20 protein-coding genes and 1 pseudogene are annotated in these 21,900 nt (G+C 60.2%); 15 read left to right on the top strand and 6 right to left on the bottom strand.

Translation table 11 applies throughout. The features are described from left to right. Positions 1 to 41: 41 nt before the first annotated feature. Positions 42 to 683, bottom strand: coding sequence for a CatB-related O-acetyltransferase (locus QZ268_RS03070; protein WP_295447772.1), 642 nt, complete (start codon positions 681 to 683; stop codon positions 42 to 44). A gap of 9 nt (positions 684 to 692) precedes the next feature. Further along, positions 693 to 1,298, bottom strand: a complete 606-nt coding sequence (locus QZ268_RS03075) for a flavin reductase family protein (protein ID WP_295447774.1) — start codon at positions 1,296 to 1,298, stop codon at positions 693 to 695. A gap of 92 nt (positions 1,299 to 1,390) precedes the next feature. Between QZ268_RS03075 and QZ268_RS03080 the strand changes: the two genes are divergently transcribed. The 4 genes from QZ268_RS03080 (at position 1,391) to QZ268_RS03095 (ending at position 4,227) form a co-directional block, all read left to right on the top strand. Beyond that, on the top strand, positions 1,391 to 1,939 hold the full coding sequence (locus QZ268_RS03080; protein ID WP_295447777.1) for an N-acetyltransferase: 549 nt from the start codon (positions 1,391 to 1,393) through the stop codon (positions 1,937 to 1,939). Between the two features lie 57 nt (positions 1,940 to 1,996). Then, positions 1,997 to 2,764, top strand: a complete 768-nt coding sequence (locus QZ268_RS03085) for an EcsC family protein (RefSeq protein ID WP_295447780.1) — start codon at positions 1,997 to 1,999, stop codon at positions 2,762 to 2,764. 186 nt (positions 2,765 to 2,950) lie between these two features. Next, positions 2,951 to 3,523 carry a DUF1178 family protein gene (locus tag QZ268_RS03090; protein WP_295447783.1) on the top strand — a complete coding sequence of 191 codons (573 nt, stop codon included), beginning with the start codon at positions 2,951 to 2,953 and terminating at the stop codon, positions 3,521 to 3,523. Positions 3,524 to 3,585: 62 nt separating this feature from the next. Beyond that, positions 3,586 to 4,227 (top strand): SDR family oxidoreductase, encoded by a 642-nt coding sequence (locus tag QZ268_RS03095; RefSeq protein WP_295447786.1) that lies wholly within the window; start codon positions 3,586 to 3,588, stop codon positions 4,225 to 4,227. Between the two features lie 158 nt (positions 4,228 to 4,385). On the opposite strand, the gene QZ268_RS03100 is transcribed toward QZ268_RS03095, so the two are convergent. Further along, positions 4,386 to 6,182 carry a trypsin-like peptidase domain-containing protein gene (locus QZ268_RS03100; protein WP_295447789.1) on the bottom strand — a complete coding sequence of 599 codons (1,797 nt, stop codon included), beginning with the start codon at positions 6,180 to 6,182 and terminating at the stop codon, positions 4,386 to 4,388. A 351-nt stretch (positions 6,183 to 6,533) separates the two neighbouring features. Here QZ268_RS03100 and QZ268_RS03105 point away from each other — a divergent pair, with 351 nt between their 5' ends. The 8 genes and pseudogenes from QZ268_RS03105 to folP all read left to right on the top strand — a co-directional run bounded on the left by QZ268_RS03105 (position 6,534) and on the right by folP (position 16,418). Continuing rightward, entirely contained in the window at positions 6,534 to 7,469 is a 936-nt protein-coding gene (locus QZ268_RS03105) for a glycine--tRNA ligase subunit alpha (protein WP_295447935.1), read from the top strand. Between the two features lie 94 nt (positions 7,470 to 7,563). Further along, positions 7,564 to 8,103, top strand: coding sequence for a DUF6446 family protein (locus QZ268_RS03110; RefSeq protein WP_295447792.1), 540 nt, complete (start codon positions 7,564 to 7,566; stop codon positions 8,101 to 8,103). 72 nt (positions 8,104 to 8,175) lie between these two features. Next, positions 8,176 to 8,310, top strand: a pseudogene (locus tag QZ268_RS03115) (sodium/glutamate symporter); the annotation flags it as partial. Between the two features lie 9 nt (positions 8,311 to 8,319). After that, a complete protein-coding gene (gene glyS / locus QZ268_RS03120; protein ID WP_295447796.1) occupies positions 8,320 to 10,599 on the top strand; it encodes a glycine--tRNA ligase subunit beta in 2,280 nt (759 codons plus the stop codon). 323 nt (positions 10,600 to 10,922) lie between these two features. Beyond that, a complete protein-coding gene (locus QZ268_RS03125; protein WP_295447799.1) occupies positions 10,923 to 13,481 on the top strand; it encodes a putative PEP-binding protein in 2,559 nt (852 codons plus the stop codon). 178 nt (positions 13,482 to 13,659) lie between these two features. Then, positions 13,660 to 14,307, top strand: coding sequence for a cell wall hydrolase (locus QZ268_RS03130; RefSeq protein WP_295447804.1), 648 nt, complete (start codon positions 13,660 to 13,662; stop codon positions 14,305 to 14,307). Positions 14,308 to 14,505: 198 nt separating this feature from the next. Then, entirely contained in the window at positions 14,506 to 15,426 is a 921-nt protein-coding gene (locus QZ268_RS03135) for a dihydroneopterin aldolase (protein ID WP_295447807.1), read from the top strand. Next, a complete protein-coding gene (gene folP / locus QZ268_RS03140; protein ID WP_295447810.1) occupies positions 15,423 to 16,418 on the top strand; it encodes a dihydropteroate synthase in 996 nt (331 codons plus the stop codon). The genes QZ268_RS03135 and folP overlap by 4 nt, the downstream gene beginning before the upstream one ends. A gap of 9 nt (positions 16,419 to 16,427) precedes the next feature. Here folP and QZ268_RS03145 read toward each other — a convergent pair whose 3' ends face one another. From QZ268_RS03145 to ilvC, 3 genes are all read right to left on the bottom strand, one after another. Then, positions 16,428 to 17,339 carry a DMT family transporter gene (locus tag QZ268_RS03145; RefSeq protein ID WP_295447813.1) on the bottom strand — a complete coding sequence of 304 codons (912 nt, stop codon included), beginning with the start codon at positions 17,337 to 17,339 and terminating at the stop codon, positions 16,428 to 16,430. Positions 17,340 to 17,423: 84 nt separating this feature from the next. Beyond that, entirely contained in the window at positions 17,424 to 18,335 is a 912-nt protein-coding gene (locus QZ268_RS03150; protein WP_295447816.1) for a DMT family transporter, read from the bottom strand. A gap of 174 nt (positions 18,336 to 18,509) precedes the next feature. After that, positions 18,510 to 19,532: a ketol-acid reductoisomerase gene (ilvC, locus tag QZ268_RS03155; RefSeq protein ID WP_009809277.1), complete on the bottom strand. Its 1,023-nt coding sequence runs from the start codon at positions 19,530 to 19,532 to the stop codon at positions 18,510 to 18,512. A gap of 131 nt (positions 19,533 to 19,663) precedes the next feature. Between ilvC and QZ268_RS03160 the strand changes: the two genes are divergently transcribed. The 3 genes from QZ268_RS03160 (at position 19,664) to QZ268_RS03170 (ending at position 21,833) form a co-directional block, all read left to right on the top strand. After that, positions 19,664 to 20,119 carry an Lrp/AsnC family transcriptional regulator gene (locus tag QZ268_RS03160; RefSeq protein WP_295447824.1) on the top strand — a complete coding sequence of 152 codons (456 nt, stop codon included), beginning with the start codon at positions 19,664 to 19,666 and terminating at the stop codon, positions 20,117 to 20,119. Further along, entirely contained in the window at positions 20,116 to 20,574 is a 459-nt protein-coding gene (locus tag QZ268_RS03165) for an Lrp/AsnC family transcriptional regulator (protein WP_295447827.1), read from the top strand. Before QZ268_RS03160 ends, QZ268_RS03165 begins: the two co-directional genes overlap by 4 nt. Before the next feature lie 134 nt (positions 20,575 to 20,708). Beyond that, positions 20,709 to 21,833, top strand: coding sequence for an aminotransferase class V-fold PLP-dependent enzyme (locus tag QZ268_RS03170; RefSeq protein WP_295447829.1), 1,125 nt, complete (start codon positions 20,709 to 20,711; stop codon positions 21,831 to 21,833). Positions 21,834 to 21,900: the final 67 nt, after the last annotated feature.

Genomic DNA, 21,900 nt, shown 5'->3' on the forward strand with positions numbered 1-21,900 from the left:
CTGCTGCTGATGTTGGAGGCCCTGACAAGCTGGAGGCCCTGTCAGTCAGGGGCGAGGCTTTCCAGCATCTCCAGATCTCCTGCCAGCAGCGCGGGTTCGGCGCGAGCCAGCAGCTCTTGCGGCCAGTGCCACCATTTCAGCGACAACAGGCGGGCGATCTGGGGCTTGGAAAAGCGAAATCGTTGCAGGCTGGCCGGGTTGCCGGTGACAATGCCATAGGGCGGGACAGTACCCCGCACCACAGACCCGGCGCCGATGATAGCGCCATCGCCGATACGGGCGCCGGGCAGGATCAGGGCGCCATAGCCAATCCACACATCATTGCCGATCACGGTGTCGCGGGTGTCTGGCTGAAAACCGGCCATCTGCGCCGGATCAAACACCGGGAACGGATAACAGCTGATGCCATCCTGCGCGTGATTGGCGGAGGCGGTGATAAAACGCACCCCATGGGCAATCTGGCAGAACCGCCCGATCACCAGGCGTTCGCGGGCGCCGGCAAAAAGATAGGGCGCTAGATGGCTGGCCCAGTCCTGCGGCGGCGCAAAGTCCGAAGCGTAGCTGAAGTCGCCAACCTGAAAGTTGGGGTGGGTGATGGCCTGCGACAGCATCACGGTGCCGGCATGGGCCTGGCCATCGGGGAGGACAATGGGATTGCGTAGGGCGGGATTTGGGAGGGGCATTAGTGGGGCTCAATCATCAGGGCGCGCCAGCGAGAACACATCCCGCACGGCGGTATAATCACGGTAGCCCATACGGGCCAGGGGGTGGAAGGTTGTGACGTCAAAAATGCCATCGCGCAGGCAGTCATCGCGCAGGTGAATGCCGGTGACCTCGCCAAAGGCGACGCGGTTTGCCACGCCGGGCAGGGTGACGATCTGGGTCAGTTTGCATTCCAGGGCTGCGGGGGCACCTTCAATGCGGGCGCAGTTGATGGTGTCGCATTCCACCGCTGTGAGACCTGCATGGGAGAACTCGTCCACCTCTTTGGGCAGCATCTCGGAACTGGCGTTCATCGCGTCACGCATCTCGTAAGCCACGATATTGACGCAGAACACGCCGGTGTCTTCGATGTTTGCAAGGCTGTCCTTGGTGCCGGGTTGGTCGTCCTTGCTACCGGTGGAGGCAAACATCACCTGCGGCGGCGTATAGGCGACGCCGTTGAAAAAGGAATAGGGGGCCAGATTGTTACTGCCATCCGCTGCGCGGGAGGATATCCAGCCGATCGGACGAGGGGTGATCAGGGCATTAAAGGGGTTATGCGGCAACCCATGGCCGTCTTCGGGGCGGTAGAACATGGCGCGTCTCCAATTGTTTGCCCCAGACTTACGCCCGTGCTAGGGCGATTTCCAGCCCCTTGAGGTGAGGGCAGGGACGGAGAGCAAGCGGCGTGATTGAACTCATGGCAGAACAGCCCGGCGATCGCTGGGAGGTGGAGGCGCTGTATGATCTGTGCTTTGCGCCGGGACGAGAGGCTTTGTCGTCTTACCGGCTGCGCGATGACGTGCCACCTGTTCGGGGGTTGAGCCAGGTCGCTCGCGACGAATTGGGCATTCTGGCCGGGGCCATCCGATTCTGGCCCGTCCATATCGAGCCCCCGAGCCCGGCTGCAGGGGATTTACCCAGCACGGCTGCTGATCCGGTAACCGCACTGCTGTTGGGGCCGGTGGCGGTGCATCCCACCCACCAAGGCGAGGGGCTGGGCGGCTCGCTTATCCGTGACAGCCTGGCCAAGGCAGCCGAGCAGGGCTGGCACCGGGTCATGCTGGTGGGGGACGCCCCCTACTACAGCCGTTTTGGCTTTGAGCGGTTGTCGGATGTGGAAATGCCGCCCCCCACCAACCCGGAGCGGGTGCTGGGGCTGGGCGCGCAATCCGGGGCCTGGGAAGGGGTCCGGGGCCGGGTTATCCGCTGGCAGGGAGCAGAACGCACGGCCTGACAGACTTGAAACCGGCGCGATGGGAGCCAATCTCTTTGACAGAGAGGGCCAAAGCACATGAGCGAAATACTGCAGCAGTCCCGCAGCCTGTCACCCGGTGAAATAGAGGTCGAACTGGATGCCCTGGCGCGGCGCTACCGGGCGGCAAGCGGTCTGGGGGTGAACCTGCTGAATGTGATCGGCGGGCAAGTCGAGAGCTTTTTGGCGCAGATGCCCGCTGGGGCGCGCGCCCAGATGGGGCAGGCCACCGAGCGGGCCTTGCATTTGGCGATGCAGGCTGCGCGACAGTCACGACGCGTGGTGCCGGGGCAATCGCGTCGGGTGAACCGTTTGGTCAGCACCGCGATGGGGGCAGCCGGCGGTGCTGCCGGATTGCCAGGGGCCCTGGTCGAGCTGCCCGCCACAACCGCCTTTTTGCTACGCACGATCCAGGATGCCGCTGCGGCCGAAGGATTTGACCCGAATGCCCAGAGTGTCATGTTTGATTGCCTGCGGGTCTTTGCCTCGGCGGGGCCGCTGGCGCGGGATGATGGCAGTGACACCGCTTTTGTCTCTTTGCGGTTCAGCCTGTCTGGCCAGGCGCTCAATCAGATCATTGCCACTGTGGCGCCGCGATTGGCCACTGCGATGGGGCAAAAACTTGCCGCTCAATCGGTGCCCATCCTTGGGGCCGCTGCTGGGGCGACGGTGAACTATGTCTATTGCGGCTACTACCATGAGGTCGCCTTGGTGCATTTTGGCCTGCGCCGCCTTGCGATCGAGGCGGATCAGCCAGAGGCGGAGCTGCTGGCGAATTTTGTCCGCCGTTTGCCAGTGAAAGGCTAGGATCGAAAACCGGCCGCGGATCACCTGCCTTGCCACCAAAGGCGTGAGGTCCGTTGGGTTGCGGAAACAAACAGCGTCCTTTGGCGGGGCATCAGGACAACACCCGGACGGGGCTGCGGCATATTTCCCCTCTTGATCTTGTATTTGTTCGCCCGTTAATCAGAAAAGCCTGCTACGAGTAAGAGAATGATAAACTACAGCCTTAAATGCGCCCAAGGGCATAGCTTTGACAGCTGGTTTCAATCCGCGTCCGCTTTTGACAAATTGGCGGCAGCCGGTCTGGTCGCCTGTGCCTATTGCGGCAGTAGCAAAGTCGAGAAAGCCATCATGGCGCCACGGGTGCGCACCGGACGCAAAGCGGTGTCTGGTATGGGGGAGCCAGAGCAAAACCTGCCAGCGACGCCAGAGCATCAAAATACGCCCTCTGCTTCCGCCCAGGGTGATGCCCCTGCAGGGACTGCTGGCCCTGACAGCAGCCCAGACCGTGGCGCTGAGCGTGGACCGGGCGCGCTGAGCACCCCGATGAGCAGTGAGGCGGCAGAGATGCAAAAGGCCTTGGGCGATTTGCGCCGCAAGGTGGAAGAAAACTCTGATTATGTGGGTAAGGATTTTGCCAGCGAGGCCCGTGCCATGCATCTGGGTGATGCGCCGGAACGTGCAATCCATGGGGAGGCCAAGCCGGAAGAGGCCAAGGCCTTGATTGAAGAGGGGATTCCGGTTGTGCCGCTGCCCTTTGGGCGCAGTCGCAAAACCAACTAGAGGTCTTCACCAATGAACCACCCACAGTTTTACCTGTATGACCAAGTGAGAGGCAAATTCTTATGCATGTAGTGATTACCGGTGCAAATCGCGGAATTGGCCGCGAGATGGCGTCTCAGTACAGTGGGGCAGGCCATGTGGTGACAGGAACCGCCCGCGATGGCGCATCTGAGGTGACGCTGGATGTGACCGACCCAGATCAACAGGCTCAGTTTGCGGCGCATCTTGGCGATCGTCCGATTGATTTGCTGGTTTGCAATGCCGGGGTCTATCTCGATAAGGGGCTGGCACTGGAAGATTATACAGCCGAGATCTGGAGCCAGAGCATGGCCGCAAATGTGACCGGGGTGTTTCTGACCGTTCAGGCGCTGCTGCCCAATCTGCGGTTGGGGACGGCACCAAAGATCGCAATCATTTCGTCGCAGATGGCTAGTCACGCGCGGGCACCTGGGGGCAGCTATGCCTATCGGGCTTCCAAAGCGGCTGTGCTGAACCTGGGGCGCAACCTTGCCACCGATCTTAAGCCAGAAGGCATTGCTGTTGGGATCTATCATCCGGGGTGGGTGCGCACGGAAATGGGTGGTGAGGCAGGCGACATCAGTGTTGAGGAATCTGCCTCTGGCCTGATCCGGGAATTTGATGCACTAACCATAGAGATCACAGGCTGTTTTCATACCTGGGACGGGCGTATTCACGCCTACTGACAGGCGGTCGGCGGATGGTTTTGGTGGGGGGTTTTGGCCACCGCAAGGGCAACAAAAAAGACGCTGGTGGGATGTCCACCAGCGTCTTTTCTTTGTGATCCCCAGAGCCAGCGCGGTGTGCCGCCTCTGGGGATGGTATAATATCAGGCTAAGCGTGCTTATTCCCAGCAGCTGACCAGAACTGTCATTCCGGTGGCCCGGTTCACCAGGGCCTGGGTTGGCAGGGCAGCACCTGCGAGCTGGGTCTGAACCTCAAGACCTGCAGCCTCCATGGCGCCGCGAATGGTCTCGGCATTTGCTGCAAAGCTCACCCCGGCGGGCAGCTGACGGCCTTGTGCTGTTTGGGGCAGCAACATGCCAAGCACCGCACCCGAGGCATCCACCACCGGGCCACCCGCGTCACCAGGCTGGGCGGCAAGCTCCAGCCGTGCAACACTGGTATCCCCTTCCAGGCTTTTGACGTCGGCCAGTTTTCCCCAGGTCAGGCTGGGGGCCCCCAGCACACCTTCGTAGGAAAAGCCGGAAACGGCGATTTCGGATTGCAGCCGTGGGCTTTGCGGGCTCAACTCGGCCACCGCGATCGGCGCCAGGGACTGGGTCGACCGCAGGATCGCCATGCCGGATTGGGTGTCGGCGCTGACAACTTCAGCGCGGTAGCCGTAATCCAAGGTGACTCGGGTGCAGCCCTGAACCACATCGGCGGAGGTCACAACCACACCATCGCTGCTGACAAAAAAGCCAGAGCGCGACATTTTGGGTTTGCGGATTTCCAGACCGGACAGCAGGTCAATGTCCTGCTGAATATCGGCGCCTGCGGCATCGTCCAGCACGCCTTCGCTGCGCTCAAAGCTCGCCTGCATGGCGGAGAGAACGCGGCTGCGACGGGCCTCATCGCCGGCTGGCCAGATGAGGGTGAAACCCTTGATCTCACCGTTTTTGAGGCTGGCCTGGGTAAAGGAGACAAAGCGGTTGTTGCGCCCTTCCAGGGTGAAACTGTCGTTTTCACGCTCGCGCGGGCCTTCCAGGGGCACAATTTCCAAAGTCTGCATGATGTCATACAGGCCATAAAGCGTGCTTTTGTCGCCGCGCTGGCTGATCAGCAGCACCCGGACACCCAGATCGCCGGAGCTGTCGTAATGGGCAAAGGGGGGCTCATATCGACTAAAGGTGACTTCATCTGCGGGGATTTCCAGCGAGATACCAGCCTGCGTGTCGATAATGCGGCGCATGCCAACCGAGATCAGCGGCGCGTTGTAGTCGTCCAGCAGAATCTGGCGCTGTGCCGTGGTCAGAACGCCGGTGATCTCAAACCCCTTGGCGGCTTGCCAATCGGACATGGAGCTACGGGTGCCGCGGCCAAAGGCGCCATCAATGGCCGAGTTGTAGAACCCGGCGGCCTGGAGAGCGATTTGCAGTTCTTTGCGCTCATCTCGGCTCAACGTCCGCTCGCTGCGCCGGGCTTCGGCGGGGCTTTCGTCGGGCAGGGCTGGGGGGCTCGGTTCCGCGATCACCACGGGGTCTGCGGTCTGCGTCTGTGGTGCTGTTGTCGCCTCAGCAGTGGCGCCCGTTGCTGGGGCCTGGGCTGGCTGGGTGGTCTGCGCAGTGTCTTCCCCCAAAGGGTAGAACTGATTGCGCAGGTTATTGGGCAGGGCGATAAAACTGTCGCGCGGGATCTGCCCTTCAGAGCGGTAGACCTGCAACACACGATTCGCGTCTTCGCGGGTGTAGGGGCCGATCAAGACACCATACCAGCCACCGACAAGCGAGAAGCCGGCAACATCAGGGATCTTGGCGGCAAAAACCTGTGCTTCTTGGTTGGCCGAGGCCAGGGTGGGGCGTGCCGCCACCTGGATCCAGACTGTGTCCTGTGGGTTTTGCTGCGCTTGCGCTGGTACAGCTAGAAGCATGGCAAGCGCATTGAGCGACAGGACCAATGCGGCAATCATTTTTCTCATTCTCAGGACCCTATCCCGGTAAACCAAATTATTGCCGCGCAGATAAGCATTTTGTGGCGGCAAAGGAAACGCCCCTTGCAGGGGGGAATTCCACACTTGATGCAGCAATCTGGTGATTATGGCCTTAATGCCACGACAAAATGTCATGTTGAGACGCCCTGTGGTTCCTTGGTCACTGATCTGCGCCGCATTGGCTGCTTCTAGCCGTTGACCCCGCCGGGGGGCTTGCATAGGAAGAAAGCCGCATTTGCTGCTTATACGAGGGATTTGGATATGACCCAGACCGCCACCCCGACCGCCACCCAGGCGACCGGTCAGACCGTGGGCCAGACTGTAGGCCAGACGGGCACGATGACAGCTGGCGCGACCAGATCCACTCCGCGCTCTTTCCAGGAAATCATCTTGCGGCTGCAAAGCTATTGGGCCGCCAAGGGCTGCGCCATCATGCAGCCCTATGACATGGAAGTGGGCGCCGGTACCTTTCACCCGGCGACAACCCTGCGCTCATTGGGCAGCAAGCCCTGGGCCGCAGCCTATGTGCAGCCCTCGCGCCGCCCCACTGATGGGCGCTACGGTGAAAATCCCAACCGGTTGCAGCACTACTACCAGTTTCAGGCCCTGATCAAACCCAGCCCGCCCAATCTGCAAGAGCTGTATCTGGGCAGTCTAGAGGCGATTGGCATTGATATGGATATGCACGATATCCGCTTTGTCGAGGATGACTGGGAAAGCCCGACGCTGGGCGCCTGGGGCCTGGGCTGGGAAGTCTGGTGCGATGGTATGGAAGTCAGTCAGTTTACCTATTTTCAGCAGGTTGGCGGCCACGACTGTCACCCGGTTTCCGGTGAGCTGACCTATGGCCTGGAACGTCTGGCGATGTATGTGCTGGGGGTTGACCATGTGATGGACATGCCCTTCAACGACCCGCAGGCGCCAATCCCGCTGACCTATGGGGATGTGTTCAAACAGACCGAAGAAGAATACGCCCGCTGGAACTTTGACGTGGCCAACACCGAAGTGCTGCTGCGCCACTTTGAAGAGGCCGAGGCCGAATGTGCCACCATTCTGGCGCAGGACCATGTGGATCCCAAGACCGGCAAGCGCATCATCATGGCGCATCCGGCCTATGATCAATGCATCAAGGCCAGCCATATCTTTAACCTGCTGGACGCGCGCGGTGTGATCTCGGTGACAGAGCGTCAGGCCTATATTGGCCGGGTGCGCACACTGGCAAAACAATGTGCAGACGCCTTTGTACAGACCAGCGCGGGCGGTTTTTCGGGCTAACCCAGGTTTGGGTGTCAATTGGGCCATGCCCCACCTGTGCACTGCTGGGCGGGGCATTGGTATGAGGCTGGCGACAGAATAAGGGCGATTGCCAATGTTGGGTAAGTTTCTTGCGATTGTACTTGTGGTCTCCGGCCTCGCAGCTGGCGGGGCGATGTATTACCTGCAGGTCTATGGCTATTATGACGAGGTGGCGCTAAAGCCGGGCCAGGATGTCGTGCTGCTGCCACTGGGCAAGGACACCCCCTTGCCGATCGCCTATGGGGATTTTCAGGCGATTGATGCCAGCAGCTCGCCTATCCGCTATCGGGCCTGTTTCAGCACTTCGCTGAAGCCTGAAGCATTGGAGCAGTTGTTTCAGGTGTCAGAGCAAAAGGTCCCGCGCAATGCGCCGGGCTGGTTTGACTGTTTTGATGCCGAAGCCCTGGGGGTGGCTTTGCAGGCAGGGACCGCCACCGCCTTTGTCTCGGTCAAGAATATCTCTTACGGGGTGGATCGCATCGTGGCTGTCACCGATCAGGGGCTGGGCTATGCCTGGCATGAGCTGAACGCCTGCGGTAAAAAGGCTTATGATGGCACCGTTGTTGGGGAAACCTGCCCACCGCGCCCGCAGAATACTCCGCCTGCAGAATAACTGAATGGAGCGATCTGCCGCCTTGGCGCGTCAGCTGTGGGGTTTGGCAGATCGACTCAGGCGCTCTTTGTTGCCGTTGTGAATATGACCGAAGTGAGCAAAGCCTATGGACCCTCTCCTGTTGCTTTTGTAGTACTTCCCCTGCTGTCCGCGCCTTGTGTGGATATCGCCAATGCCATCGTCATCCAGGCGATTGTGAACTTCTGAGGACCCCAGATGCCCGACCTGCTGATTGAACTGTTTTCCGAAGAAATCCCGGCCCGCATGCAGGCGCGTGCGGCTGAGGATCTGAAAAAGCGCATGACCGATGGTCTGGTCGAGGCAGGTCTCACCTATGCAGGCGCCGCCGCGTTCTCGACGCCGCGCCGTCTGACCCTGGCACTGGAGGGCCTGCTGGCCGAAAGCCCGACCCTGCGCGAAGAGCGCAAGGGGCCAAAGGTTGGCGCGCCGGACAAGGCAATCGAAGGCTTTTTGCGCGGCGCTGGGCTGACCCGCGATCAGCTGGAAGAGCGCGATACGCCAAAAGGCGCGGTCTATTTTGCTATGATTGAAAAGCCCGGTCGTCCAGCCGCTGAAATCATCGCCGAGGTGCTGGAAGCAACGGTGCGCAACTTCCCCTGGCCCAAGTCCATGCGCTGGGGCGCCGGATCTCTGCGCTGGGTGCGGCCGCTACATTCGATCCTCTGTCAGCTCAGTGATGAGAACGGATCCGAGGTGGTGCCGCTTGAGATCGACGGAATTGTCGCGGGCAATGTAACCCAGGGCCACCGCTTTATGGCGCCGGGAGAGATCACGGTAAATGGGTTTGAGGATTACGCCGCCAAGCTGAAGCGCGCCAATGTGGTGCTGGACCCGGCAGAGCGCAGCCAGGCGATCTGGCAGGAGGCCGGCAACCAGGCCTTTGCCCGTGGGCTGGAACTGGTCGAAGACAAGGGGCTTTTGACCGAGGTGGCTAGCCTAGTGGAATGGCCCGTGGTGCTGCTGGGTGATATCGACGCTGAGTTCCTGGAGCTGCCGCCGGAGGTGCTGCAGACCAGCATGCGCGAGCACCAAAAGTTTTTCTCGGTGAAGAACCCAAAAACCGGCCGGATCGAGGGCTTTGTCACTGTTGCCAACCGTGAAACCGCAGACCATGGCGCGACCATTCTGGCGGGCAATCAAAAGGTTCTGAGCGCCCGTCTGGCCGACGCCAAGTTCTTTTGGGAAAACGATCTGCGGGTGGCCAAGTCGGAAACCGGCATGGAAGCCTGGACCGCGCAGCTCAGCAATGTGACCTTCCACAACAAGCTGGGGATGCAGTCGGAACGGATTGACCGGATCGCAGCCCTGGCGCGGGAAATCGCGCCGGTGGTGGGCGCCGATGCGGATCTGGCAGAACAGGCAGCCCGGGTGGCCAAGGCGGATTTGTCCTCCGAGATGGTTTATGAATTCCCCGAACTGCAGGGGCTGATGGGGCGCTATTACGCCCAGGCGGCTGGCCTGCCGCAGGAGGTCGCCAATGCCTGCGAGGCGCATTATTCGCCGCTGGGCCCCTCTGATGATGTGCCGTCCGAGCCGGTTTCGGTGGCTGTGGCGCTGGCCGACAAGATCGACACGCTGACCGGGTTCTGGGCGATTGATGAAAAACCCACCGGATCCAAAGACCCCTTTGCCCTGCGCCGCGCCGCGCTGGGGGTAATCCGGCTGGTGCTGGAGAATGGGGTTAAGGGGGCGCTTTCTGAAGTCATTAAAAAAGCAACTTACATCCTAGCCTACTTAGAGGCTTGCAAGGGGACGAAAGCCTATGAGCAGATTGAAGCCGAAGGAATTTCCGGTGAACGATTCTTCCGGCATTTCGATCGCTGGCTTGCCGGAGGTTTTGATCCAGAGTTCACTGCTGAGGCCGTGTCGAAGTCTGACCACTACGATGAAATGATTGAGGACTTCGTTTTCTATTCGATTTTGGATAAATATCGGGAGCTTGAATCAACTGACGATCTCCTCTCCTTCTTCCACGACCGCCTCAAGGTCTTTCTGCGGGATCAGGGCATTCGCCATGATGTGATTGACGCCTGCATTGCCATGGACGGCAATGACGATCTGACGCTGCTGGTGAAACGCGCCCGGGCCCTAGAAGATTTTATGAAGACAGAAGATGGCACCAACCTGTTGCAGGGCTTCAAGCGGGCCAACAACATCCTGACCCAGGCTGAGGAAAAGGACGGGGTGGAATACTCCTATGGCGCTGATGTGAAATTTGCCGAAGACGAAAGTGAAAAGGCTCTTTTCACCGCGCTTGCGGCGAGCGAGGGAGCGATCTCCACGGCCATCGAGGCCGAGGATTTCGCGGCCGCCATGGGCGGCATGGCGGCCCTGCGGGCGCCGGTGGATGCGTTTTTCGAAGCGGTGCAGGTGAATTCGGAGAAGGAAGTTGTCCGTCGCAACCGGTTGAACCTGCTGAGCCAAATCCGCAAGGTCTGCGGCCAGGTTGCGGACCTGTCTCTTATCGAAGCCTGAAGTCGGGCGCATTATCAGAGTTTCCAGAGTTTAGGGGGGGCTGCGTTTTGGCGCGGCCCCTGTTTTTGTGCGGAGGCGTGTTTTGGGCGGGGCTCGGCCTTCCCGAACGCCAGCGCCCCCCTTTGGCCCTTAAGGGGCGTTCAGGCTGAGCCCGCTTTGACCCGATTGGCGCTCTAAACCGGTATTGTGGCGCGAGGTCTGCGCTGTGGCATGGAAGAGAGCCTGAGGTAAATTCAGCGGCGGCTTTGGGCTTGGCTCTTGCGAAGGTGGCTGGCGTGATTATGCTGCAGACAAATAAAAGGTGCCGCAGTGCAGAAAAAACCATGTCTGAGATCCCGCTTTCTACGTTGATCACCGCCACGGCCCCAATTGAGGCCGCAAATCATGGTGGGCGTGCCAAATGCCTGCAGCGCTTGGTACGGCTGGATCTTCCCGTTCCCCGCACTGTGGCTCTGTCTTTTGCTGCGGTGCAGCAGGTGGCCTCGGGCGAGTTGCCGGACATTCGTGCCATTCTGGCGGAGTTCTCGGAGGATGCGCTGCTCTGTGTGCGGCCCTCGTCTGAGGTGCCGGATTGGGGCGGGCCGAGTGCGATCCTGAATATCGGTATGAACGACGCCCGCTATCTGTCCCTGAGCGAGGTCTTGGGGCAGGCGGCTGCTGCCTCGCTGTATCTGCGGTTTGTGCAGTCCTATGCGGTGCATGTGGCGCGGCTGGATCCGGATGTTTTTGATGACGTCGAAGACGGCGGGCCGGATGCGCTGCGCGAAATCCTGCAGGCCTATGAGGCCGAGACGGACGAGGTTTTCCCACAGGATCCCGGCGAACAGCTGGCGGCGGTGCTGCGTTCAATGGCGCGGGCCTGGGAGGGCACCTCGGCGCGGCTGTTGCGGCAGGCCAAGGGGGCTCCGGCAGATGCCGGTCTGGGGCTGGTGGTGCAAGAGATGATCCCCGGTCTGGGCCAGGGTGAATGCGGATCAGGCGTGTTGCAGCTGGTGGATTCTGATACCGGGCTGCCGCAGCTGACGGGCCGCTATCTGAGCCAAAGCCAGGGGCGCGAGGCATTGGGAGCAGGCACTGAGGCTTTGTTCTTGGAAAAAGATGCGCGGGGGCCCTCGCTGGAGGAGCTGGCGCCAGAGGCTTTTGCGCGGATCAAGGCGGATGCCGCGCTGATGCGGGTGCGCCTGCGCGAAGAAATGCAGGTAGAATTTGTCATCCAGAACGGTGCATTGCATATCCTGGATGGGGTGCGGGTGCTGCGGTCTTCGCGCGCAGCGGTGCGGATCGCGGTGGCGCTGGCGCAGGATGGGATCATCCCCCCACATGAGGCGGTCATGCGGGTGGACGCCCATGTGCTGAGCGAGCTGTTGCACCGGCAGGTTGCCCCCAGCGCAGCCCGGGATGTGATCGGGGCCGGCATTGCTGCCAGCCCGGGTGCCGCAACGGGGCAGTTGGTGTTTACGGCGGCGGATGCGCAGTCCAGCGCCGCCCGCGGTGAGCCTTGCGTTTTGGTGCGCCGGGAGACCTCGCCGGATGATGTGCGCGGCATGCATGCGGCGGTGGCGGTTCTGACGGGCAGGGGCGGGATGACCAGCCATGCGGCGGTGATCGGGCGTGGGCTTGGCCTGCCCAGCATTGTCGGGGCGTCGAACATGACCTTTGATTCCCGCAAGAAACGACTGATTTCCGCCAGTGGTCAGGTCTTTCACGCTGGCGACATCGTGACCATTGATGGCAGCCGCGGAGAAGTCCTTGCGGGGGAACCTGAAATGCTGGAAGCGGCGGAGGACGATGCCTTTCAAGCCTTGCTGGCCTGGGCGGATGAGGCGCGCGATATCGACATTCGCGCCAATGCCGATACCCCGGCAGATGCGCAGACAGCGCGCAATTTCAACGCCCAGGGCATTGGCCTGTGCCGGACCGAGCACATGTTCTTTGATCCCGGGCGCCTGACGGTGATGCGGGAAATGATCTTTGCCGAAACCTCCAGTGGGCGGGCTGCGGTGCTGGCGCGGCTGTTGCCAATGCAGCGTGAGGACTTTCTGGAGCTGTTTCGCATCATGGAGGGCTTGCCGGTCTGCATTCGCCTGTTTGACCCGCCGCTGCATGAATTTCTGCCGACCAGCAAAACGGGCCAGCGCGAACTGTCTGAGGCTTTGGATATTCCGGTGAGCGATGTTACCCGGCGAGTCGAGGAAATGGCGGAGTATAACCCAATGCTGGGTCTGCGCGGCGTGCGCCTGGGCGTCACCGTGCCAGAGATCTATGACATGCAGGCGCGGGCCATTTTTGAAGCCACACTTTTGGCTTCAAAAGATGGGGCGCCGGTGGTGCCGGAGGTGATGATCCCGCTGGTTTCGGCCAAGCGTGAAGTTGAACTGGTCAAGGCGCGCATTGATGCGGTTGCTGCTGCGGTTGCCGCGGAACAGGGCGAAAGCTTTGACTACCGTCTTGGGGTCATGGTGGAAACACCGCGGGCGGCGTTGCGGGCGGATGAGATCGCCCCGCATACCTCGTTCCTGAGTTTTGGGACCAACGATTTGACCCAGATGACCTACGGGTTGTCGCGCGATGATGCGGGTCGGTTTATGTCCAATTACGTGCAGCAGGGGGTCTTTCCCGAGGATCCTTTCCACGTGCTGGATGTGGACGGCGTTGGCGAGCTGTTGAAGCTGGGTGTGCAGCGTGGACGCAGCACCAATCCCGAGGTCACCCTGTCGATTTGTGGTGAGCATGGGGGCAACCCCGAATCAATTGCTTTTTGCCGTGAAGCTGGCTTTGATTATGTGTCCTGTTCGCCTTTTCGGGTTCCGGTGGTGCGCTTGGCTGCGGCACAGCTGGCAATTGGCGAGAAAACCGGCGCAGTTTCTCCAACATACACATAAAATTAGGAAAAATTTGTTTTTTCCGACCCCGACATAGGCAGGCCTGTGATCGGGGTTTTGGGCGTCTCAGGGGGGCGGGAGCCCCGGAACTGGACGTTTTGGCCGAATGTGGTTAAAGGAGGCGATCGCATTGGACTGGGGAGGCTGTGCGGAAGTGGAAAATTTGAGGACCCCTGACATGAAATTCCTGACCTTGGCTGCCCTGGCGGTAGCAACAACAATGACGGGACAAATGGCCAAGGCCGAGACCGGCTTGAGCGCTCTGTTCAAGCGTGAGCAATCGACCCTCAATTCGGTTCCAGGCTCCCGTCTGTCGAGCTTTCTTGGTTTCAAAATTCGCCCCAAGACAACGGCCCCAGAAGATATCACCTTTACCAAGGCCTGGCTGGCTGAACAGCCCGTGGCCACAGGGGGAGAAAACTTCGCCTGCCTGGCCGAAGCCCTCTACTTTGAGGCGCGCGGTGAGACCGTCAAAGGCCAGTTTGCAGTGGCTGAAGTGATCATGAACCGGGTGAAAAGCGCCCAGTTCCCCAACTCGCTGTGTGGGGTGATCAACCAGGGGACCGGCCGACGCTATCAGTGCCAGTTTACCTATACCTGTGATGGCCGTGAAGAGGTGATCCGGGAGAAAACGGCCTATGTGCGGGGGGCCAAGATTGCACGTATGGTGATTGACGGGGCTGCGCCTGACCTTACCCAGGGGGCGACGTATTATCATACCAATGCCGTCAGCCCGCGTTGGAGCCGTAGCTTTACCAAGACCACGCGTATCGGCGTACATTTGTTTTACCGCGATGACCGCTACCGCACCGCCTCTAATGACTGAGGACACGCCTGTCGGTATGCTGTGCTGGGGTCCAGCTGCCGCCGAGGCTGGCTATTTTTGACAGTGCGGAGCCATGCTGCGCCGCATTCAGGGCCTAGTCGGACGTAAGCGGGCCTGTTAAGGCACGGATCAACGCTTAGACTAAGCCCTATGCGTTGAATGACGTTCTACCTCTTGCCAGCCAAAGGCCCGTTTGCCATGTCTTCAGAAGTTCGCCTCGCCTTTGAACACCCCTCCGAACGCGCCGCTGCGACTGCCAGGCCGGGGCCTCTGGACCGAATTTCCCTACGCGACCATATGGTCGAGGTTGAGATTGGCGCTTTTCAGGCCGAACGGGGCAATACCCAGCGGATCAGTTTCAATGTCGTGGTTGAGGTAACGCCTCTGCCTGCGGATCTGGACGACGATGTGGATCGGATCCTGTCCTATGACAAAGTGACCGAAGCCATTGCCTATGAACTGGCGGCAGAGCGGCTCAACCTTTTGGAAACATTGGCGGAACGGGTTGCAGAACGGATCCTGCATGAACCGCAGGCGGTGCGGGTTTTTGTGCGTATCGAAAAACTGGACCGTGGCCCCGGCGCTCTGGGGGTGGAAATTGCCCGGTCCAAAGATCAGGTGAACCACAGCGTCGAGGAGGACGAGCCGCCGCATCCTCGGTTGATGTATCTGTCCAACGCGGCGATCGAGAGCGCAAATTTCAAGACATGGATCGACCAGATGGAAAGCCGCCAGCGACCGCTGATTCTCTGCGTCGGGGCACATCCGCTGGAGGTGCCCAAAACTGGCCATAAAATGACTCAGCGTCGAATTGATTTACTTTCTATCGAACAAAATGCTTGGCGCCTGGCGGCCAAAGACGACCGCTGCGTGGTGGTTGCCACCCGGACCGAGCTCGATTGGGCCATGAAAAATGGCCAGATCTGCGTCTGGGCGCCGTCAAAGATCGTTTTGGACGCTGTGGATGGTCCGTCAGAAGCGCCTTCTGAAGCGGTTGCATTGGCAGCCTGGTTTGCGGCAACCTTTGAAGCGGGCGAAATGATTGTTATTGGCGCTGAGTCTCCTGAGAGCCCGCAGGTGCCACTGCGCGTCGTCAATGTGGAGCAAACCCAGTTGTGATGTATTACCGGCCACTGGTGCGGCATGGAGAGACACGACCCGAAGGCGCGCTGCCGCTTGCAGGCGGGTCGCTTTGGTTTTCAGAAGTAGAATTGTTGAGCCGGGAGGCGCCGCCACGGATTGTACCGGTTGGTTTGGTCCCGGCTGAGGTGCGCCACCGGTTGACGTTTCGGCGCGCGGCCATTGCGGGCCTAGATATGACCCGCCCTAAAATCATGGGTATCCTGAATGCGACCCCGGACAGTTTTTCCGATGGGGGGCGTCACATTGGCGTTGCAGCTGGTGTGGAGGCGGCGCAGCGTATGGTGGCAGAGGGCGCTGATATGCTTGATATCGGGGGGGAATCCACCCGCCCGGGGGCGGCTTTTGTGCCCGAAGAGGAAGAAATCGCCCGCACCATCCCAGTGATTGCCGCTATTCGCGCCACATCTGATGTGCCGATCTCGATTGATACCCGCAAGGCAGCTGTGGCCATGGACGCCCTGGAGGCGGGGGCGCAGCTGGTCAATGATGTTTCGGGATTTACCTATGATGCGGCCCTGGCGCCGCTTGCGGCCCAGGCAGGCGCCCCGGTTTGCGTGATGCACTCGCAGGGGGATCCGGAAACCATGCAGAAAGATCCTCGTTATGATCACGTGCTGCTGGACGTCTATGACTACCTGGAAAAACAGGTGGACCGGCTAGAGGCGACGGGGATTCTGCGCGATCAGATCGTGGTTGATCCCGGCATTGGGTTTGGCAAAACACAGGCGCATAATCTGTCCCTTATCAAAGGGTTGAGCCTGTTTCACGGGCTGGGTTGTCCAGTCTTGCTTGGGGTGTCCCGCAAGCGGTTCATTGGCGATATCGGGCAGGAGCCGCAGGCGGACAAACGGGCGCCCGGTTCGATTGCTGTTGCCTTGGCTGGTGTGGCCAAAGGCGTGCAGATGCTGCGTGTGCATGATGTGGCGGAAACCGCACAGGCCCTGCGGCTGTGGCAGGCAACGCGCTAGACCATAGCCCTAGCTGTGCTGGGACCGGGTGAACAATCGGGTCAGCGCCCCCCATTGGCTGATGCACAGGCCGGTCAGGATCAGCGCCATGGCCAGCATCATCGAAGCGGGCAGCGCTTCATTCAGGAACACTGCACCCAGCAGCACCGCCCAGATCGGCACCTGATAGTTGGTGAGGGTCATAAAGGTTGGCCCGGCTTCGCGCACTACGATCACCCGCAACAGATTGGCCGCTGCGGTGGGGATCAACCCGAGCAGGGCAATAAGTGCAAGCGTCTGATGGTTTGGCAGCGGCGGCGCGCCTTCGATGCTCCAGACCACGGGCAGGATGATCACACTGCCAATAAGCAAAAGAACAGCAGCCAGCCCCACCGGATCCACCGGCGGCAGGCGGCGGGTCAGGATCGAGCTGACAGCATAGCAGCCAGCGGCTGATACGCAGGCAAGACGTCCCCAGAGTTCCAGCTCTGAATGACTGCTGGCAAAGGCCTTGCCGCCGATCAAAATCGCCACGCCGACAAAGCCAATGACAAATCCAACCAGGCGGCGCAGCACCATTTGCTCTCCGGGAATAAAGAGATGCGCCAGGGGCAGGACGAGCAGCGGAATTGCCGCCATGCTCAGCCCGGTAAACCCGGCCGAGACATGTTGTTGCCCCCAGTTGATCAGCATGAAGGGCAGGGCCGTGCTGAAGGCGCCGATAATCAGCACCGCCGACCAGTTGCGCGCCCCCTTGAACAGGGCAAAGCCACGCCAGGCCCAAACAGCGCCCAGCAAAGCAGCGGCAAATCCGATCCGTCCGGCAGCAAGCCAAAAGGGGGTAATCCCGTCCAGCGCAAGCTTGATCAGTGGAAACGTCCCACCCCAGACAAATCCAAGCGTGGCAATCATCAGCCAGTATTTTCCCATTCGATCTGGCATAGATTCTCCGCTTCTGTCAGGCCTGTACAAGACGGTTTTGCACCCGGCAGGTCAATTGCAATTTCGGCCCTCTGTTGGGCGGCATCAGGGGCGTTGGCGATGCACCGGTGCCCGGCTGAGCAACAAGCCCCCCAGGATCAACCCCAGGGCGGCAAAGAGTTGCGGCGGGAGGGTCTCGTTGAGCAGCAACGCGCCAAAAAACACTGACCAAACAGGAACTTGATAGTTCACCGTCGACAGAAAGCTGGGGCCGGCGCTGCGCGCCACCTGGACCAGCAGCACCTGTGCAAATGCAGTGGGAACCAGCCCAAGATAAAGCACAGCCAACAGGGAGCGCCCTTCTGGCAGGCTGGGCAGGCCCTCTTGCCACAGCGCGGTTGGAACGATCATCACCGCCCCGCAGCTCAGCGCTGCCGCAGAGAGCGAGAGCATATTCACACCGGGGCACAGCCGGGTGATGATCGAGCCAATCGCGTAGCACAGCGCCGCCCCCAGACAGGCCAGCCGGGCCAGAGATTCAAAATCACTGCCCGCAGAGGCAAAGGCCTTGAACCCGATCAGTGTCAGCACGCCGCCAAACCCGATGGCGAAGCCGAGGGTGCGGCGCAGGGTCATGCGCTCTCCGGGCACCAGGAAATGCGCCAGTGGCAGCACAAACAGCGGCACCACCGCCATGCAGACCCCGGCAAAGCCACTGGCCACGTAGGTTTGCCCCCAGCTGAGCAGGGAAAAGGGCAGCGCATTGCTGAAGAAACCCATCCCCAGCGCACAAAGCCAGACAGTGCGTCCGTGGCGGGTGTTGAGCGAGGGCAGCTCAATCCGCATTATGGCGGTGATGAGCAACAGGGCGAGCGCACCGACCGTGATCCGTGTTGCGGCAATTGTCATCGGCGCGAATCCGTCCAGCGCGATGGAGACCGCCATAAAGGAGGACCCCCAGATCAGGCCGAGGATAAGTAGTTTGATCCAGTTGATGGCGCCAATGGTGTTGCTCATCTGAAATTTCCTGTTGCGCTGGGGAGGGGGCGCCATCCGGGATCAGGCGGCGCCAAAAAGTTCGGGTCCGGGTACATAGGTTCTGAAAGGTCAGAAATACACCGAAAAATAAGGGCGCCCCAATTGCTTGGAGCGCCCCGTCGTGTTCAGGCTGCGGTCTATGCCGCGGGCGCCTTAGTTCTTTGCTTTGTCGACCATTTTGCCAGCAGAGATCCACGGCATCATGTCGCGCAGTTTCTGACCAACAACTTCGATCTGGTGCTCGTCGTTGGCACGACGCGAGGCTTTGATGGTGGGCTGGCCAACGGCGTTTTCCAGCATGAAGTCACGCACAAATTTGCCGGACTGAATGTCCTGCAGCGATTCTTTCATCGCCTTTTTGGTCTGCTCGTAGGGCAGGATGCGGGGGCCGGTGACATACTGGCCGTATTCGGCAGTGTTGGAGATCGAATAGTCCATGTTGGCGATGCCGCCTTCATAGATCAGGTCAACGATCAGCTTGGTTTCGTGCAGGCACTCAAAATAGGCCATCTCTGGCGCGTAGCCAGCTTCAACCAGAGTTTCAAAACCACAGCGGATCAGCTCAACGATACCGCCGCACAGAACTGCCTGTTCGCCGAACAGGTCGGTTTCGCATTCTTCGCGGAAGTTGGTTTCGATGATGCCGGAGCGACCGCCACCGATGGCGGAGCAATAGGACAGGCCGATTTCCAGCGCTTTGCCGGTGGCGTCGGTGTTTACAGCCACCAGGCAAGGCACGCCGCCGCCTTTGGTGTATTCGCCGCGCACGGTGTGACCTGGGCCTTTGGGCGCCATCATGATCACGTCGATGCCTTCTTTTGGCTCGATCAGGCCAAAGTGCACGTTCAGCCCGTGGGCGAATGCAATGGCGGCTCCTGGCTTGATGTTGTCGTGGACGTATTTTTTGTAGGTTTCGGCCTGCAGCTCGTCGGGCATGGTGAACATGATCACGTCACACCAGGCTGCGGCTTCCGCGATACCCATAACTTTCAGGCCTTCGCCTTCGGCTTTCTTGGCAGAGGCAGAGCCTTCACGCAGGGCAACAACCAGGTTTTTGGCGCCGGAGTCGCGCAGGTTCAGCGCGTGGGCATGGCCCTGGCTGCCGTAGCCCAGGATGGCCACTTTTTTGTCTTTGATCAGGTTAACGTCGCAATCGCGGTCGTAGTATACGCGCATATCAGAGTTCCTCTTGGTTGTCGTTTGCAAGCATCATAAGGCGCGGGCTGGGATATACAGCGCTGCCTTTGGCAAATATTTTGGAAATTTTGCAGTAGTCATTCGTCATTTTGACAAGTACTGGTGTAATCATGCTTGATGATCTGGATCGGCGCATATTGCGCCATATGCAAAGCGACCCGGAACAATCGATTCCGGACCTTGCCGAACGCTTGGGGCTAACCCCGTCACGCCTGTCGCGGCGGCTGGAAAAGCTCCGCGAGGGGAGCATTTTGCTGGGCAGCCGGGCGATGATCGACTGGCGCGCCCTTGGCTACACGGTGGAGGTCTCGCTGCGGGTCACCCTGGACAAGACCAACCCGCGCGCCTTTGACGAATTTATTGCCCAGGCGCGTGACATCCCCGAGGTGCTGGAGATCCAGACTTTTCTGGGCCAGGTTGATGTTCGCCTGTCGGTGATTGCGCGCGACATGGGGCACTACCAGCAAATCTATCGCAGCGCCATTCTGACCCTGCCACATATCGCAGATATAGAAGCCTTGATGCATGTGGCCCGGATCAAGAGCAACGAAAGCCTGCCATTATGACAGATCTGGATGAGATTGATTTTGGCCTGTTAAAGGCCTTGTCGCGTGATGCAAATCAGTCCGCCGGGGCATTGGGGCGCGCGCTTGGGCTCAGCCAGCCGGCCACCTGGCGTCGGATCAAACGGTTGCAGGAACTGGGCATCCTGTTGGGGCGTCGGCTGGACCTGGACCGCGAGAAACTGGGCTTTGGCGTCACGGTGTTTCTGGGGGTCAAACTGGGCACCAAAGGCCGCGTCAGCCTGGAAGATTTTGAACGCGCCGTCTGTGCCATCCCCGAAGTCCAAACCGTGGAGCATGTGCTGGGGCTGTATGACTACCGGTTGCGGGTCACCGCCCGGGATATTGCCGATTTTGAACGGGTGCTGCGTCGCCGGGTCATGCTTTTGCCCGGGGTCGGCTCTGTGGATGCCAATGTTCTGCTGAGCGAAGAACGCCGCCCCGGCCCATTGGGCTAGGTCGTGTTGTCTCGGGAATTTGAAACAGCTTTTGCGCAGGGCCGGGTTTTCGTGCGACAGCGAATTTAGTATGTCCGCAGGTAACGGTCCGGCGCATAGCGTGCGGGGCAGCGGCAAACAGATCGGAGACTGCAATGGCACTTTTGGAAACCGTGGACCCTCAGGGGTTGGATGAATTCTCGGTGGTCTTCACCGATCGCTCGCTCAACCATATGTCAAAGAGTTTTCAGCAGGTGATGCTGGACATCAATGCCTTGTTGAAAGAGGTCTATCAGGCAGATGCGGTAGCCCTGGTGCCCGGTGGCGGCACCTATGCGATGGAAGCGGTGGCGCGTCAGTTCGCGCGGGGGCAAGAGGTTCTGGTGGTGCGTAATGGCTGGTTTTCCTATCGCTGGAGCCAGATCATTGAAACTGGCGGGCTGACAGCTGCGACCACGGTGATGAAGGCGCGACAAAGCGGAAATGAGGCCCAGTCGCCCTTTACACCCGCTCCAATCGAGGAGGTCACTGCTGCCATTCACGCGCAAAAGCCGGGTATCGTCTTTGCCCCACATGTGGAAACTGCTGCTGGGGTGATCCTGCCTGACAGCTATATCGCCGCGATGGCCGAGGCCGCGCACGCGGTCGGCGCGCTGATGGTGCTGGATTGTATTGCCTCTGGCTGTGCCTGGGTTGATATGCGAGCCAATGGCGTCGATGTGCTGATTTCGGCGCCACAAAAGGGCTGGAGCGCCTCTCCCTCGGCCGGTTTGGTGATGTTGTCACAAAACGCCCTGGCGCGGCTGGAGGAGACCACATCCGACAGCTTTGCCCTGAACCTGAAACAATGGCGTGCCATCATGCAGGCCTATGAAGATGGCGGCCACGCCTATCATGCCACCATGCCCACGGACGCGCTGCAGGCCTTTCGCGATACCATGTTGGAAACCAAAGACTACGGGTTTGAAAAACTGCGTCAGGCCCAGTGGCAGCTTGGCAATGAGGTGCGCGCAATGTTGGCCGCAAAGGGGGTCACTTCGGTGGCCGCCGAGGGCTTTGGCGCTCCGGGGGTCGTGGTCAGCTACACCTCAGATCCCGAAGTGCAAAACGGCAAAAAATTCGCCGCCCTTGGCATGCAGATCGCCGCAGGCGTACCGCTGCAATGTGATGAACCCACCGAGTTTTGCACCTTCCGCCTGGGGCTGTTTGGCCTCGACAAGCTCTACGATGTCGAGGCGACGCTTGGCCGTTTGCAAAAGGCGGTAGATCAGGTGCTCTGAAGGTGCCCTGACCCGGGCTACTTTCTGCGCAGGGCGGGCTGGCCAGTGGTTTTCGCGGGCCGCCCCT

Source organism: uncultured Pseudophaeobacter sp., assembly GCA_905479575.1.
Classification (GTDB): domain Bacteria; phylum Pseudomonadota; class Alphaproteobacteria; order Rhodobacterales; family Rhodobacteraceae; genus Pseudophaeobacter.